This is a genomic window from Streptomyces hundungensis (assembly GCF_003627815.1).
Taxonomy (GTDB): domain Bacteria; phylum Actinomycetota; class Actinomycetes; order Streptomycetales; family Streptomycetaceae; genus Streptomyces; species Streptomyces hundungensis_A.
In genome coordinates, this window is record NZ_CP032698.1 from 7,714,388 (window position 1) to 7,728,529 (window position 14,142).

General features: G+C 70.8%; 14 protein-coding genes and 1 pseudogene. 9 read left to right on the top strand and 6 right to left on the bottom strand.

Features of this window, described 5'->3' with window-relative positions; all coding sequences use genetic code 11:
- Nucleotides 1-17 precede the first annotated feature (17 nt).
- On the top strand, nucleotides 18-1,163 hold the full coding sequence (locus DWB77_RS34255; protein WP_120726251.1) for a polyprenyl synthetase family protein: 1,146 nt from the start codon (nucleotides 18-20) through the stop codon (nucleotides 1,161-1,163).
- Between the two features lie 44 nt (nucleotides 1,164-1,207).
- Here the strand turns inward: DWB77_RS34255 and DWB77_RS34260 are convergent, their stop codons facing one another.
- Both DWB77_RS34260 and DWB77_RS34265 read right to left on the bottom strand, forming a co-directional pair.
- Nucleotides 1,208-2,287 carry an isopenicillin N synthase family dioxygenase gene (locus tag DWB77_RS34260; protein ID WP_120726253.1) on the bottom strand — a complete coding sequence of 360 codons (1,080 nt, stop codon included), beginning with the start codon at nucleotides 2,285-2,287 and terminating at the stop codon, nucleotides 1,208-1,210.
- A 394-nt stretch (nucleotides 2,288-2,681) separates the two neighbouring features.
- The gene (locus DWB77_RS34265; protein ID WP_120726255.1) at nucleotides 2,682-3,137 is read right to left on the bottom strand and encodes an SPW repeat protein; all 456 of its coding nucleotides are present in this window, start codon (nucleotides 3,135-3,137) and stop codon (nucleotides 2,682-2,684) included.
- Nucleotides 3,138-3,423: 286 nt separating this feature from the next.
- On the opposite strand from DWB77_RS34265, the gene DWB77_RS34270 reads away from it, so the two are divergent.
- On the top strand, nucleotides 3,424-4,278 hold the full coding sequence (locus DWB77_RS34270; RefSeq protein WP_120726257.1) for a class I SAM-dependent methyltransferase: 855 nt from the start codon (nucleotides 3,424-3,426) through the stop codon (nucleotides 4,276-4,278).
- Nucleotides 4,279-4,328: 50 nt separating this feature from the next.
- On the opposite strand, the pseudogene DWB77_RS34275 reads toward DWB77_RS34270, so the two are convergent.
- From DWB77_RS34275 to DWB77_RS34290, 4 genes and pseudogenes are all read right to left on the bottom strand, one after another.
- Nucleotides 4,329-4,586, bottom strand: a pseudogene (locus tag DWB77_RS34275) (esterase); the annotation flags it as partial.
- 150 nt (nucleotides 4,587-4,736) lie between these two features.
- Entirely contained in the window at nucleotides 4,737-5,216 is a 480-nt protein-coding gene (locus tag DWB77_RS34280) for a GNAT family N-acetyltransferase (RefSeq protein WP_120726259.1), read from the bottom strand.
- Between the two features lie 119 nt (nucleotides 5,217-5,335).
- Nucleotides 5,336-5,884: a DUF1062 domain-containing protein gene (locus tag DWB77_RS34285; RefSeq protein ID WP_120726260.1), complete on the bottom strand. Its 549-nt coding sequence runs from the start codon at nucleotides 5,882-5,884 to the stop codon at nucleotides 5,336-5,338.
- 290 nt (nucleotides 5,885-6,174) lie between these two features.
- On the bottom strand, nucleotides 6,175-7,374 hold the full coding sequence (locus DWB77_RS34290; RefSeq protein ID WP_120726262.1) for a flavin-dependent oxidoreductase: 1,200 nt from the start codon (nucleotides 7,372-7,374) through the stop codon (nucleotides 6,175-6,177).
- A 155-nt stretch (nucleotides 7,375-7,529) separates the two neighbouring features.
- Here DWB77_RS34290 and DWB77_RS34295 point away from each other — a divergent pair, with 155 nt between their 5' ends.
- The 7 genes from DWB77_RS34295 (at nucleotide 7,530) to crcB (DWB77_RS34325) (ending at nucleotide 14,142) form a co-directional block, all read left to right on the top strand.
- Nucleotides 7,530-8,207: a formylglycine-generating enzyme family protein gene (locus tag DWB77_RS34295; RefSeq protein ID WP_120726264.1), complete on the top strand. Its 678-nt coding sequence runs from the start codon at nucleotides 7,530-7,532 to the stop codon at nucleotides 8,205-8,207.
- 754 nt (nucleotides 8,208-8,961) lie between these two features.
- The gene (locus DWB77_RS34300) at nucleotides 8,962-10,857 is read left to right on the top strand and encodes a bifunctional metallophosphatase/5'-nucleotidase (protein WP_428985172.1); all 1,896 of its coding nucleotides are present in this window, start codon (nucleotides 8,962-8,964) and stop codon (nucleotides 10,855-10,857) included.
- A gap of 184 nt (nucleotides 10,858-11,041) precedes the next feature.
- Nucleotides 11,042-12,277 (top strand): SLC13 family permease, encoded by a 1,236-nt coding sequence (locus DWB77_RS34305; RefSeq protein ID WP_246033952.1) that lies wholly within the window; start codon nucleotides 11,042-11,044, stop codon nucleotides 12,275-12,277.
- A 9-nt stretch (nucleotides 12,278-12,286) separates the two neighbouring features.
- Nucleotides 12,287-12,787, top strand: coding sequence for a universal stress protein (locus tag DWB77_RS34310; protein WP_120726273.1), 501 nt, complete (start codon nucleotides 12,287-12,289; stop codon nucleotides 12,785-12,787).
- A 148-nt stretch (nucleotides 12,788-12,935) separates the two neighbouring features.
- Nucleotides 12,936-13,427 carry a fluoride efflux transporter CrcB gene (gene crcB, locus DWB77_RS34315; RefSeq protein ID WP_120726275.1) on the top strand — a complete coding sequence of 164 codons (492 nt, stop codon included), beginning with the start codon at nucleotides 12,936-12,938 and terminating at the stop codon, nucleotides 13,425-13,427.
- On the top strand, nucleotides 13,424-13,771 hold the full coding sequence (locus DWB77_RS34320; protein ID WP_120726276.1) for a DUF190 domain-containing protein: 348 nt from the start codon (nucleotides 13,424-13,426) through the stop codon (nucleotides 13,769-13,771). The genes crcB (DWB77_RS34315) and DWB77_RS34320 overlap by 4 nt, the downstream gene beginning before the upstream one ends.
- A complete protein-coding gene (crcB, locus tag DWB77_RS34325; RefSeq protein ID WP_120726278.1) occupies nucleotides 13,768-14,142 on the top strand; it encodes a fluoride efflux transporter CrcB in 375 nt (124 codons plus the stop codon). The genes DWB77_RS34320 and crcB (DWB77_RS34325) overlap by 4 nt, the downstream gene beginning before the upstream one ends.

Sequence of the window (14,142 nt, forward strand, 5' to 3'; positions counted from 1 at the left end):
CGACAGGAACAGAACCCATGCCCATCCCCATAGAACTGCACGGCCCCGCGTCCCCGGCCCCGCCCCTCACGCCCGTACCCGAGGCCACCGATCGCGCACCCGGCCTCGCGGCGGCGACAGAAGCCGCACGGCCTCCTCTCCCGGCGGCCGAAACCCTCGCCCGCTGCCGAAAGCTGGTCGAGCCGGCGCTGCGCGAGGCGGTCCACGGCCTCCATCCCGACCCGGGGCGGATCGCCTCGCACGCGTTCGGATGGTGTGACGTGAACGGTGAGCCCAGCACCGGGGGCGGCGGCAAGGGGGTGCGGCCGGCGCTCACGGTGCTCGGGGCGGAGGCGGTGGGCGCGGGCGCGGACGTGGCGGTACCCGCGGCCGTCGCCATCGAGCTGATCCACACCTTCTCGCTGATGCACGACGACATCATGGACGGCGACGAGCGCAGAAGGCATCGCGACAGCGCATGGAAGGCCTTCGGTACGGGCCCCGCGGTTCTGGCGGGCGACGCCTTGTTCGCCCTGGCCGTGCGCGTTCTGTCGGGGGCCGACGGCGTGCGGGGCGGCCCGGCGGTCCACCAACTTGCCCTGATGTTGGGGGAGTTGGTGCACGGGCAGGCCGACGATGTGTTGTTCGAGACCCGGCCGTGGTCTGGTCGCGGAGCCGTGGGGCTCGCCGAGTACCGGGCCATGGCGGCACGCAAGACCGGCGCCCTGCTCGGCTGTGCCACCTCCCTCGGGCCGACCCTCGCGGGCGCCCACCCCCGACGCACGGACGCTCTGGCCGAGGCCGGACGGCTGTGGGGTCTCGCGTTCCAGGCCGTCGACGACGTCCTGGGGATCTGGGGCGACCCCGCCGTCACCGGAAAGCCGGCCCACAGTGATCTTCGGCGCGGCAAGAAGACGCTGCCGGTGCTCGCCGCGATCGCCCTGACCCCCGCCATCGGGCCCCACCTGGAGCGCCTCCTGGGCGGGGAGGGCCCCCACGACGACGACCGGGTGCGCAAGGCCGCCGACCTCATCGACGAGGCGGGTGGCCGGGCCTACGCGCTGCGGGACGCCCGCACCCGGGTGTCCGCCGCGCGCGACCGGCTCCGCGCGGCGCCTCTCGTGACGGCCCATGTGGAGGAGCTGATCGAGCTTTCGGAGGTGCTGGTGGACCGCCGGGCCTGACGGCGTCCAGGAGGCGAGCGCGGATTCCGCGAGCGTGACGGTGTCTAGGAGGCGAGGGCGGATCCGGCGAGCGGGCGGTCGCTGAGAAGCAGGTCCGCGTGGTGGCGGGCCGCCACCAGGGGGTGGGCCCGCAGCTTGCCCTTGAGCTCGTTGCGGCCGTACTCGGCGAACAGCGGGTTGGCAGGGTCCGCGGTGGCGCCGGGGGCGAGCGCCGCGTAGGGGAACGGGAGCGGCTCGATGCGGGCGTCGAGGCGCGGGTTGTAGAAGAACGGGACGGAGAAGCGCTCGGTCGCGCCGGGAGGGCTCACCACCCGGTGGTTGGTGGCGAGCAGATAGCCGTTCGTCGCGACTTCGAGGAGCTCGCCGAGGTTGACGACGAAGGCGCCGGGAAGCGGAGGCACGTCGTGGAAGCGGCCGTCCTCGCGCTGCACCTGGAGTCCGCCCACGCTGTCCTGGTGGAGCAGGGTGAGGAAGCCGTAATCCTTGTGGGCGCCGACGCCCTGGCCGGTGCCGTCCTCGGCGCTGCCGGGATAGCGCACCAGCTTCAGGTGCAGATGGGCGCGGTCGCCGAACACGTCGTCGTAGAAGGTCTCGGGAGCGCCGATCGCGGCGAGCAGCTCGTGCAGCAGCTTCCCCGCGACCGCGCTGAGCCGGTCGATCCAGGTGAGCGCCGCGGTGCGCAGCTCCGGCAGCGCGGCGGGCCACTGGTTGGGGCCTTCGAGCCACCAGTACGCGGGCTCGCCCGGCCCGGGTGTCCGCGCAGGGCGCTCGGCGCCGATGTCGAGCTGGTCGCGCCAGTCGCGGGAGCCGCCGGTGCGTTCGTCGCCGATGCGCGTATAGCCGCGGAAGTGGGGCGAGTTGACGTTGTCGATGGCCAGTCGGTCCGCCTGCGGCAGCCGGAAGAAAGCCCGCATGGCGTGGTTGAGCGCGGCGGTCTCGGCATCGGTGACGCCGTGCCCGACGAGCTGGAAGAAACCGACGCCGTGCGCGGCGGCGTGGAGCTGGGCGTGCAGCTGCCCACGGGCCTCGGGGCCGCGGTCGGCGGCGGAAAGGTCGATGATCGGGAGCTGCGACGAGGTGCTCGGGCGCTGCGACGAGAGCTGTGACGAGGTCACGTACGACATGGAAGCCATCCGCTGGGAGATGTCCCGGCCGGCGCGGGTGGGCGCGGTGGCGGCTCCGCCGGGGTGGGGCGGGGGCCGCTGGAGCACGGGAGGAGTGAAGGGGGGCCTGGGTCAGCGGTAAGTGCGACAGGCCATGCTCGTGACGCGGACGAAGTCCACGTGGCGGCGTCGTACGAGCAGAGGCATGGAGACAGGTTACTCCCGGCGGCCCCGTTCGGAATGTGATGGCCCTCACAGGGGGGGTGGCAAGCAGGATGGCGAGCTCGGACGGCCGGGGCGGACCGGCGCCCGCGCCGACGGCGCCCGCACCGACTCCGGCTCACGGGCCGGGAGTTGAGGTGCGGGCGCCGTCAGTGCGGGCGCCGTGCGGGCCGCAGGGAAGGGGCTGGTGGGGTCAGCGGCGCGTGTCTGGCGTCCTTCGGCCCCTGCTCATCAAGATGCCTCCGGCGACGAGGGCGAACAGGCACACACACGCGCCTGTGATGACGTTGCTGAGGATGGCTCCGGTGCCGGCGCTGCGCGCTACGACCCATGGAGAGACGATCAGCCAGGCTCCGAGGAGCAGGACCACGAAGTTCAGGTCCTGGGACCTCTCCGGGGCCATGGACATGCACAGGCCCAGCACGGCGAGGGCTATGCCCACGACCAGGTTGCTGAGGGCCAGGGTGGGCTTGGCGGCCGAGAAGTGGACCGTCCAGCCGGAGATCGCTGCGTAGATGCCGGCGAGGATCACGAGCTCCTCGACCGCTGCCACTCCTCGGGTTTCCATCACCCTTGCGTAGCGGTCCCGCATCTCCGATACATCGGGGTGCCCGGAGATATCACCGGGGCGGTGTGAGACGTCGGCCATCCGACTCGCCTCCTTCTGAAAAGTCTGCACGTCTGGCCGCGCGCTGCGACAGGATGTCGCGTTCCCATTGTGCGCTTACATCCCCTTTATGTGTAGTCGGGGGAAATCGCCATTGAGGTCAGGGTTCGCGCGGCTCCGTCTGCGTAGTCAAGCGAACGCGCAACGTGTTCATCCCGGGGCGTCGAGGCTTCGGCGTCGACGGCGTGCGGGGGAGCTTCGACCGGGGGGCGCCGGGCGCACGCCCCGCGGTCACCTCCGGGTCATCTGGCAGGAGTAGGACCGGGTCATGTCCCCAACGACGAGTGCTCCCGTGACGGCTCCGAGCCACTTCTCCGATGTCAAAGGCTGGTTCTGGCCGGTCGATCAGCTGCTGTTCGACTGGTTCCTGACGCGCCAGGACTGTGCCCCCCGAGGGACCGGGGATCTCCTCGAACTCGGCGCCTACCTGGGCAAGAGCGCCATCTTCATCGGCGCCTACCAGCGGCCCGGCGAGGAGTTCACGGTCTGCGACCTCTTCGACTCACCGGCCCCGGACGACCCCAACAGCGCCGAAATGGGCAGGTCGTACGCCACGCTCACCCGCCGCGCCTTCGAGGCGAACTACCTCGCCTTCCACGAGCGGCTCCCCACCGTCGTGCAGGCTCCGACCTCCGTCATCGCCTCCCGCCTCACCCCCGGAAGCTGTCGCTTCATTCACGTGGACGCCTCGCATCTGTACGAGCACGTACGCGGCGACATCGAGGCCGCCAAGGAGCTGTCCGCCCCGGACGCCATCGTGGCCTTCGACGACTTCCGCGCCGAGCACTGTCCCGGCGTCGCCGCGGCGGTCTGGGGGGCGGTCGCGACGACGGGACTGAAGCTCATCTGCATCACCGGCACCAAGGCGTACGGCACTTGGGGCGATCCCGAGCCGGCCCGCGCCGAGTTGCTGGAGTGGCTCACCTCGCGCACGGACCTGTGGCACGGCGTGGAGGAGGTGGCGGGAGCCCCGCTGATCCGGATCAGCGGCAAGAAGGCGCAGGCACCGACTCCGCCCCAACCGCTGCGTCCGGCCGCGAAGGACCCCGAGCCCACCGAACCCGCCGACCCGGCTCCCGCTCCCCGGAACCTGCTCTCCCGCGCCTTCGGCCGCGGGCGCTGACCAGGTGGCGTCCCGTGCCCCGACCGGTCCTCGGGGTCCTGGGGGCCCTAGTGGTCGACGACCACGCCGACGCCCTGTTCCTGTCCGAAGAGGTCCGTCCACGAGCCGAAGAACAGGAAGGAGTTGTTCGTCGCGAGCCCCACGGCGGCGAACACCAGGAGCTGGGTCGCGATCAGGAGCCCCAGTCGGCCCAGAATCGTCTTCCAGTCATGCCGGGAGAGGCGCGGCCACAACCAGATGGTGACGGCGAACATCACCACCGCGCACACCACGGTCAGCGCCAGCACCTTGTTACTCGTGAGACCCATGGGTCGATAGAACTCTCTGCCAGACGTTCCCCCGGGCATGCCCGAGCGGCACCGCTCGGGGGTGCTCAGCCAAGTAGACAGCGATCGGGGCGGATCCGTTCCCGATGCACAGCCGTGGCCACATCAACGAGCCGGCGGCCGGCCGTGGGGTCAGAGGTTCCGTACGAAACCGAGCCCGGGGCGGCCGGCCAATTGGATCTGCGAGGTGACCTCGAATCCGGTGCGGGCCAGCACGGCGCGGGAGCCGGCGTTGTCCACGGTGGTCCTCGCCGTCAGTGAGGTCAGACCGTAGGCGCGCGAAGCCAGACGGCAGACCTCGCGGACGGACGCCGTGGCGAGGCCCCGGCCGGCGGCTCGCTCGGCGATCCGGTACCCGAGTTCCGCCCAACCGGCAGTCACGTCAAGCAAGTTGACCCGCCCCAGCACCTCGCCCTCGTCGTCCACCACCACATGGAAGAAGCAGACGCCCGTTTCCTGCTCGACGAGCAGTGCGCCGAGCCGGGCGTCGAACTCGGCGAAAAAGTCATCGCCGCGGTCGGGGACCGATGCGGCGAAGTAGGCGCGGTTCTCCCGTTCGAACCTCAGGAGAGCGCAGGCGTGGTCGAGGCGCAGCAGCTGGAGCTCGGGCATGGGGGCATGCTACGGGCCGTCGTTGGCGCCGCGGCTGAAGGGGGTTCCTGGTCAGGGGCGGCTCGGGAGGAGGGCCTGCCCGGCGGACGTGCCGGACAGGCCCCTGGGCCCGGGGTGGCTCAGCGCTTGAGCGTGAAGGTGAAGTCGCCGGAGAGTCGGCCGCCGAGACGGACCGCCGAAACGAGGTTGCCCGTATGGATCAGGCCCTCGACCTCGGCCCGTGAAAGGCCGCACCCCTCGGCGATCAGCCGCACCGGCCGGACGGGTATCGGCGCCGCGAAGCGGACCGTGACATCGATCGCCTCACGGCCCAGGTGGTCCGATCCGCCGGTGTCGAGCCGCCAGGCGCCGTTCCAGTCGAGCGCGACGCGGTTACGGCGCAACACACGCGGATCCTGGAGCAGTTCGGCCGTCAGACCGAGGTCGTTGTCGTGCAGCCGGTCCAGCAGCTCGGGTCGTACGGATCGGACCTGAGTCCGCTCCAGGACGGTGAGCTTCGCCGTTTCCCCGCACGCGGTACAGAACACGAGGAGCCAGGCGTCGATGAGTTTGTGATGGGCGTTGACGCGAAACTTTCCGGCCGCCCGGAAGCGCTCGCACGCGCACGTGTGGCAACGCCGGACGACGAGAGGCAGACAAGTGGGCATGACGGCCCAGGTGTTGAGCACAGAAGTACACCGGTTTCAGTGAGAAGTCCGCAGCAAGAAGCAGCGCGCCGCACAAGTGCGGCGCGCGACCGATCAGCGCTCGGGAAAACTCACAGGGTGTACAACGACATGTCCTCGCCTGGACGACTTGGTTCGGGAGCACGGTAGGGGCGGACAGCGGTGCCGTTCCACCGAATTTCGCGCCGTAGCCAGAGCCGTATTCGTAGCTACGGCTCTCGCGGTGTCCGCGGCCGTGGCCGTGGCTGGAGCCGGAACGGTCCGGCAGGCGCGGCCCGCCCGCCCCGCCGAGCTCAGGGCGCGTTCAGTGAGGGGCGTGCGTTCAGGGCCGCCACATCGCTGCCCGTGGCGTTGCGGTAGGTGTCGGTCATCCGCGCGAAGCTCTCCGCGGACTTGGAGTGTGCCTCGGTCCGGCTCATCTCCCGGTTCGCCAGCACCACGGCCGCCGTCGCCTCCCGGCGCAGGGCCTCGTACCGGGCGAGGCCGACGGCCGGGTCGTCGGCAGCCGAAAGTTCGCGGGCCAGCACCCGGGCGTCGACGACCGATTGCGACGCGCCGTTGGCGCCCACGGGGTACATCGGGTGTGCGGCGTCGCCCAGCAGGGTCACCCGGCCGCGCCCCCAAGCGGGCAGTGGCTCACGGTCGACCATCGGGTACTCCAGGATCTGCCCGCAACCCGACAGGAGCTCCGGCACATCGAGCCGACCGAGCGACCAGTGCTCGAAGTACGGCAGGACGTCCGTGAGGCGGCCCGCTCTGTTCCAGTCCGCGTCCTCGGCGAGCGGGCCCGGCTCGGACACCTTGACCTGCGCCACCCAGTTGATCCGGTCGCCACCGATCGGATAGGCGACCAGCTCCACGTCACCGTCGCGCACGATGGCCATCGAGCACCCGGCGAGGAACGGTTCGGCCCGGGTGACGCCCCGCCACATCCGGATGCCCGACCACAGCAACGGGCCGCCGTCCGGACGCAGCCGCCGCCTGACGGCGGAGTGCAGGCCGTCCGCGCCGACCAACGCCGAAACGCGGGTCTCCTCCAGGGCGCCGGAGTCCCGGTCCAGGAGTTGGACGCGGACCCCGGCGGGCTCCTCCGGTCCCTGCGCGAAGTCCACCACCCGGGTGCCCGTGCGCACCGCGTCGGCACCCAGTCGTTCCCGTACCGCCGCGAGCAGGAGGTGTTGCAACTCGCCACGATGGACGGCATATTGCGGCCATCGATAACCCTGCGCCAACCCCCTTGATTCGGCGAACAGTTGGCGCCCACGCGGATCGGCGTAGACGATCTCGGTGATGGAGACGCCGAGCTCGGCGAGCTGGTCGCCCAGGCCCAGCTCGGTCAGTTCGCGCACCGCATGCGGCAACAGGTTGATGCCGACTCCCAGGGGACGGATCTCCCGCGCGCTCTCCCGCACCACCGCGTCGATGCCTGCCGCATGCAGACTCAGCGCCGCGGTGAGTCCACCGATGCCTGCCCCCGCTATCAATACCGTCATGATCGGCTCCCTTTCTCCGCTCCCACCCTGTGGCGGGCCGCGGGGAAAAGTCCAAGAGATGTTGGATCTCGCTGTGAGAAGCCGTCGTTATGGGCGCAGGTCAACCGGCTTTCGTCGCGCGGCGGTTGGCTCGGCGGTTGCTAGGGTGGCCGATCATGGACGTGAGTGCGGCAGTGGAAGACCGGATGATCGCCGTCCCCGCGGGGCAGGTGACCCTGTCGGACCGGCGGACCCGGCGCAGTTGGGGAGTCGACCTCGCCGCCTACCGCTTGGCCGCGTCCCCCGTGACCCAGGAGCGCTACGCGAAGGTCACCGGTGCACGGCCCAGCACCTCACAAGGCGACCGGCTGCCCGTGGAAGGGGTCTCCTGGCTGGACGCGGTCGGGTACTGCAACCGCCTCTCCGAACAGGAGGGATTGACGCCCGTCTATCGGGAGGGCGAGGGCGGAGCCATCGAGTGGGACGCGGCCGGCGACGGCTATCGCCTACCGACCGAGGCCGAATGGGAACACGCCTGCCGCGCCGGTACGTCCGAGGCGCGGTACGGGCCCCTCGACGAGATCGCCTGGCACCGGGGCAACTCCGGGGAGCGCGTGCACGAGGTGGGTGGCAGACGGCCCAACGCATGGGGACTGCACGACATGCTGGGCAACGTCTGGGAATGGTGCTGGGACGTCTATGACGCCGAGGTCTATGGCAGCTACCGGGTGTTGCGGGGCGGCGGATGGTTCGACGAGCCCTGGAGCTGCCGGGCCTCCGTGCGCCGCCGCAGCCACCCGACCTTCCGGATCGACGACGTGGGGTTCCGCGTAGCGCGGTCCGGCTCGGCGTGACGCGGGTGTGACGTGCGTACCCGAACCTTTACCTACGCTTGCTCAACTCCCGTTCCGCCAGCCTGATTTGGCGCGGGCCGGGCGGGGGACAATGGCAGTGAGCGCATCTCCGTGAGTGGTCGGCCCGGGTGCCGACGCGGCCGGAGACGGCCCTTCGGCGGGCCCTGCCCACCGCGCTCCGGACGACGTAACCGGCCCGCCGTGACAGGGACGGTCGAACCGTGCCGGGCGCACGGCACTCGACGCGGAGAACCGCCCCGCCAGGCACGCGAGGTGCACGGGTGAAGGGCGGCCCTCATGCGGAGAGGTCGGAGTCGATTATCGGGCGGCGCAGCCAAATCCCTTCCAGCTGAAGGGCTTTGTGCCGGCGCCGCGTTGCTCGACATTTCGACACGTATTCATGAGTCCTGGCCGGTCGCGAGGTTGGAGTGCGCCGGATTCGGTTCAGCGACTCGTCATGCGTCACCACCCGTGAGTTCCGCGTGTCTTTGTCTCGTCGTCCGGTTCATGCGCTTGACTTGGTCGAGTCGGCGTCTCACACCCGACGCCCTCGGACCGGCGGCGTGTCGCCGGTTCTGGCCATCCTGCCGTGTTGTATTCCTGGTGCCCGGTCATATTCCTGGCGCACGCGAACATCGGATTCGTGTCACGCGGTTATTCCGGCCGCCAACCGGGCCGGAACACCGCCTTCGGAGTGGCCGCGTAACTTTCGAATGAAGGAGTCGAAATGTGGGGCGTGGGTCGACGGAGCTTCATGACCGTGGCGGGGTCACTCGTGACGATGGCGGCGACGGGCACGCCGGCCCTGGCCAGCGGCCACGCCCGGGACGCGGCGACAGCCACCGAGTACGTGGACGTACAACTGCTCAGCATCACCGACCTGCACGGATACCTTCAGGCTCCGCCCGCGAGCGACGCCGTCATCACGGGCGCGGGCGGGAAACAGTTCACCGTGGGCGGCGTGCCCTATATGGCCACGCACCTCAAGAACCTGCGGGCAGGCCACACCAACACGCTGTTCTTCGCACAGGGAGACCTGTTCTCGGGCTGGTCGTTTCCGGCCGCCTCACTGGCCGACGAACCCACCATCGAGGCGTTGAACCGGATGGGGCTCGACTTCTCGACGGCCGGAAACCACGAGTTCGATCGCACCCCCGGTTTCCTGATCGACCACATGGAAAAGGGCAAACCGTACGCGGGTGAGGGCTGGACGAACAGTTTCCCCGACTCCACCGGACGCACCTTCCCCGGCGCGAAGTTCCGTTACTATTCGGCCAACATGCTGTGGGGGACTTCCGGAAAGAGCGTCCTTCCCCCGGTCAATGTGGAATGGGTACGCGGCCCCGGCGGGCGGCGCCTTCCGATCGGCTTCATCCACCTCACGGTCACCGGAACGGACACGGGCTCCACGAGTTTCCAGACCGCGTTGCGCATGTCCCAAGAGGTCGCGACGGCCAACTACTACGCGGCGCTGCTCAAAGCGCGAGGCGTCAACGCGATCGTGCTCAGCATGCACGACGGGGCCGTCGCCGGAAGCGACTTCAATAGCGGCAGCACCCCCTCGGGTCCCGCCTACGACCTCGCGCTCACCGTGTCCTCCGACATCGACGCGATCGTCACCGGCCACTGGCACTACGCGTTCAACATGATGGTGCCCGACCCGTCGGGCCGGCCGCGCCCGTTCGTCGAGGCGGGCTGCCACGCGCAGATCATCAACGAGATCAATCTGCGTCTTGACCCCGTGACGGGCAAGGTCGTACGCGAGCTGACCACCTCCACCAACCACCCCAACACCCATGACGTGACGCCCGACCCGGACCTCAAGGAGACCGCCGACTACTGGAGCGGTTACGCCGACAACCGGGGCGCGACCCGCATCGGACGGCAGACGGCCTCGTTCACCCGCAGCCTGAACAGCTTCGGCGAGAGCACCATGGGCAACCTCACCGCCGACTGGGCGCTGTGGGCCGGCGGCCAGAAGCTCGACCCCTTCGACACCGGGAACATCCACCCCAACGTCCCCGCCCAACTCGCCCTGATCGCGGTCGCGCCCCGCCAGGGCTCCTGCGTCATCAACGACGACCTCGTCCTCGACGCGACCGTGCAGGGGGCCGTCTCCTACCGCAAGGCCTTCAACGCGGTCGGCTACGGGGACCCGATCGTCACGGCCACCGTCACCGGCCAGTGCATCCACGACACCCTGGAACAGCAGTGGAAGATGAAGGGGACCGTCCTCACCTACGCGCCCCTGGCCGTCTCCCACAACGTGCGGTACACCTTCGACGCCGCCGGGGCGGTCGGCAACCGTGTGAACCCGGCGGACGTCCTGATCGACGGCACCCCGCTCGACCTGCGAGCCACCTACCGGATCGCCGTCACGGCGTACACCCTGATCGGCGCCGACGACTACCCGGCCCTGGGGACGTACACCCAACCGGTGCGCCACACAAGGGACTTCGAGAGCTTCATCGCCTACGTCCAGAGCCAGGCCGTCCTCACCCCGGCCCCACTGGGCCGCGTCACCGCGCGCTCCGTGAGCGCCGTACGCGCGGACACCGGGCAGCTGCTGCCGGTACCCGCGACGCGCAGCGCGGACATCACCCCCCGGGTAGCGTCGGCCGGCACGGGCAGCGGCCGAGGACGCTGCTGACCGGCGCCACGACAGCCGGAGAGGTGACATCGGCAGCGGGGGAGGCGACATCGACGACTCCGTACCGTCGAAGAACGCGGAGCGGCGGCCCTCACGTAGGGTCGACCACGGTGGTGCGGCACGGGGCCCGCCACCGTGATCGCCCGTCGTCCGGAGGCCGACCCTGAGTACCGTCACCGCCGAGATCGTGTCGGCCGTCCTCCTCATCGGCGTGCTGGCCTTCGCCGTCGTACGCCCCCGCGGCCTGCCGGAAGCGGTTGCGGCGCTTCCCGCGGCGGGACTCGTCGTCGCTCTCGGCGCGGTCTCGCCCGCCGAAGCGTGGCAACAGACCCGCGATCTGCTGCCCGTGGTGGGCTTCCTCGCCGCGGTGCTCGTCCTGGCCCAACTCTGCGACGACGAGGGCCTGTTCGCGGCCGCCGGTGACGTCGTCGCCCGGGTCTGCGGGGCGAGCGCCCAGCGCCTGCTCGGCGGGGTCTTCGTCGTCGCGGCGGTCATCACCGCCGTCCTCAGCCTGGACGCGACCGTCGTGCTGCTCACCCCCGTGGTGTTCGCGACGGCCGCCCGCGCCGGAGTCCGGGCCCGCCCGCATGTGTACGCCACCGCGCACCTGGCGAACTCGGCCTCCCTGCTGTTGCCCGTCTCCAACCTCACCAACCTGCTGGCGCTGGCCGCGAGCGGCCTCTCCTTCACGAGGTTCGCCGCGCTGATGACGCTGCCCTGGCTGGCCGCCATCGCCGTGGAGTACGCGATCTTCCGCGTCTTCTTCCGCGGCGACCTGGCCGCCCACCCCGGCGGGGCACGGTCCGCGGACGCCACACCGATGCCCGTGTTCACGCTCGTCGTCCTGGCGCTGACGCTCGGCGGATTCGTGGTGACCTCGTTCGCGGGCCTCAGCCCGGCCTGGGCCGCGCTCGCGGGCGCCCTCGTCCTCGCCGTACGCGGCCTGGTGCGGCGGCGCACCACGCCACGCGCGCTGGTCGCCTCGGCCGGCATCCCGTTCTGTGTGTTCGTGCTCGGCCTCGGCATCGTCGTCAAGGCCGTCGTGGACAACGGGCTCGGCTCGGCCATCGGCCGGCTGCTGCCGGGCGGGGAGTCGCTGCCCGCCCTGCTCGCGGTCGTCGCCGTCGCCGCCGTCCTGTCGAACCTCATCAACAACCTGCCCGCCGTTCTCGCCCTGCTCCCGGTGGCGGCGTCGGGCGGTCCGGGGCCGGTCCTCGCCGTCCTCATCGGCGTCAACCTCGGCCCCAACCTCACCTACGTCGGCTCGCTCGCCACCCTGCTGTGGCGGCGCATCCTGCATGAACACGACGACGCGCCCCGACTGGGTCACTTCACCCGCCTCGGGCTGCTGACGGTTCCCGCCACACTGGTCCCGGCGACCGCCGCGCTGTGGGTGGCACTGCACACGATCGGAGGCTGATCGCATTCCATGAGCGTCATCATCTGGATCACCGAGGGCGCCTGGCCCGCCTGCGTGGACGCCGCCCGCGAGCACACGGCCGCGGACGCCGACCTCGTCCTCCTGCACGTCACCGACGACGACGTGGCCGAGGCCGCGCACGGCGCGTTCGCCGGACTTCTCGGCCGCGGCCACCGCCAACGCGACCCCGGCACCCGGCTCGAAGACCTCGCCCGGGCCGCCGACGAGGAACTCTTCGCCCAGGCCGAGCGAGCCCTCGGTCGCCCCGCCCGCCGCCTCGCGCTGCACGGCCGCGCCGAACAGCAGGTCGTGCGCGCGGCGGAGGGCGCCACCCTCCTGGTCTGCGCCCGCGACGGCGACCACAGCCACCTCGGGCCGCGCAGCCTCGGCCCGGCCACCCGGTTCGTCGTCGACCACGCGCCGTGCCCGGTCCTGCTGGTCTGGCCCGACACGGCCCCCGGCCTCGGATCGCTCCCCCCACCGCCGCCGCCCCACCCCTCCGGTCGCTGAGCGCGTACCGCTTCCGGGCCCGTTGGCGAGTGGGCGAGACCGGGCGCTAGCCTTGGGGGAGCGGCGATCTCCGGTCTTCCGGATCGGGCCCCACCCGCGCGAACCACGCCCAGAGCTCGGGCAAGGGTGCCCCTCAGGTAGGAGAGGTATGTCCGAGGAAGCCCCCTGGTCCCGGGCGGTCACCGAGCCGGTGGACCCCGATGTCGCACCGGCCGACCTCACACGCCGCTCGAACACCGCGCCGGGCCAAGGACCGGTCGTCGCGGTGGTGGCGCTCGGGGGTGCGATCGGCGCCTGCGCCCGCTACGGCGCCTCGCTCCTGTGGACCACCGCGCCGGACTCGTTCCCCTGGACGACATTGCTGGTCAACGCCGTGGGCTGCGCCGTGATCGGCGTGTTCATGGTGCTGATCACCGAGGCGTGGACCACCCACCGTCTCGTACGCCCCTTCTTCGGGACCGGCGTGCTCGGCGGCTTCACCACCTTCTCGACGTACACCGTCGACATCCAGAAACTCCTGACCGCGGGCCACCCCCGCGCCGCCCTCGGCTATCTCGCGCTGACGCTGCTCGCGGCGCTCGCGGCGGTGTGGAGCGCGGTGTGGCTGACCCGGCGCGCACTGGTGCGGAGGCAGCGATGACCAGACTGACCGGACGGGCCCTGCGGGTCACGATCCTCATCGGCGAGAGCGATCTGTGGCACCACCGGCCCGTCTACACCGAGATCGTGCACCGGGCCCACGCGGCCGGACTCGCCGGCGCCAGCGTGTTCCGCGGCATCGAGGGGTTCGGCGCCTCCTCCCTCATCCACACCCAGCGCCTGTTGTCGCTGAGCGAGGACCTGCCCGTGGCGATCGTCATCGTGGACGACGAGGACCGTGTCCGTGCCTTCCTGCCGCAGTTGGACGAGCTGGTCACCGAAGGCCTGGTGATGCTCGACGACTGCGAGGTCATCCGGTACGTGGGACGGGAGCGCGCCAAGTGACCTGGCTGTGGGTGGTGTTGGGGGCGGCCATCGGCGCTCCGCTGCGCTATCTCACCGACCGGGCCGTGCAGAAGCGGCACGACAGTCTCTTCCCTTGGGGCACCTTCACCGTCAACGTCGTCGGCTGTCTGATCCTGGGCGCGCTGACCGGCGCGGTCACCGAGGGCGCCGCGTCCTCACAGGTGCAGCTGCTCCTGGGCACAGGCCTCTGCGGGGCGTTGACGACGTACTCCACGTTCTCGTACGAGACTCTCCGGCTCGCCGAGGACGGAGCCAGGGCCTACGCCGCTGCGAACGTCGTCCTGAGCGTGGTGGCGGGGCTCGGTGCGGCCTTCGCGGGCGTGGCGCTGGCCGAAGCCCTCTGGGGCTGA

Bases quoted from the DNA above. Each gene is read 5' to 3' on its own strand.
- DWB77_RS34280 (WP_120726259.1), bottom strand. From the start codon at position 5,216: ATGCCCGAGCTCCAGCTGCTGCGCCTCGACCACGCCTGCGCTCTCCTG.
- DWB77_RS34260 (WP_120726253.1), bottom strand. From the start codon at position 2,287: ATGTCGTACGTGACCTCGTCACAGCTCTCGTCGCAGCGCCCGAGCACC.
- DWB77_RS34300 (WP_428985172.1), top strand. From the start codon at position 8,962: ATGACCGTGGCGGGGTCACTCGTGACGATGGCGGCGACGGGCACGCCG.
- DWB77_RS34290 (WP_120726262.1), bottom strand. From the start codon at position 7,374: ATGACGGTATTGATAGCGGGGGCAGGCATCGGTGGACTCACCGCGGCG.
- DWB77_RS34270 (WP_120726257.1), top strand. From the start codon at position 3,424: ATGTCCCCAACGACGAGTGCTCCCGTGACGGCTCCGAGCCACTTCTCC.
- DWB77_RS34310 (WP_120726273.1), top strand. From the start codon at position 12,287: ATGAGCGTCATCATCTGGATCACCGAGGGCGCCTGGCCCGCCTGCGTG.
- DWB77_RS34265 (WP_120726255.1), bottom strand. From the start codon at position 3,137: ATGGCCGACGTCTCACACCGCCCCGGTGATATCTCCGGGCACCCCGAT.
- DWB77_RS34295 (WP_120726264.1), top strand. From the start codon at position 7,530: ATGGACGTGAGTGCGGCAGTGGAAGACCGGATGATCGCCGTCCCCGCG.
- crcB (WP_120726275.1), top strand. From the start codon at position 12,936: ATGTCCGAGGAAGCCCCCTGGTCCCGGGCGGTCACCGAGCCGGTGGAC.
- DWB77_RS34320 (WP_120726276.1), top strand. From the start codon at position 13,424: ATGACCAGACTGACCGGACGGGCCCTGCGGGTCACGATCCTCATCGGC.
- DWB77_RS34255 (WP_120726251.1), top strand. From the start codon at position 18: ATGCCCATCCCCATAGAACTGCACGGCCCCGCGTCCCCGGCCCCGCCC.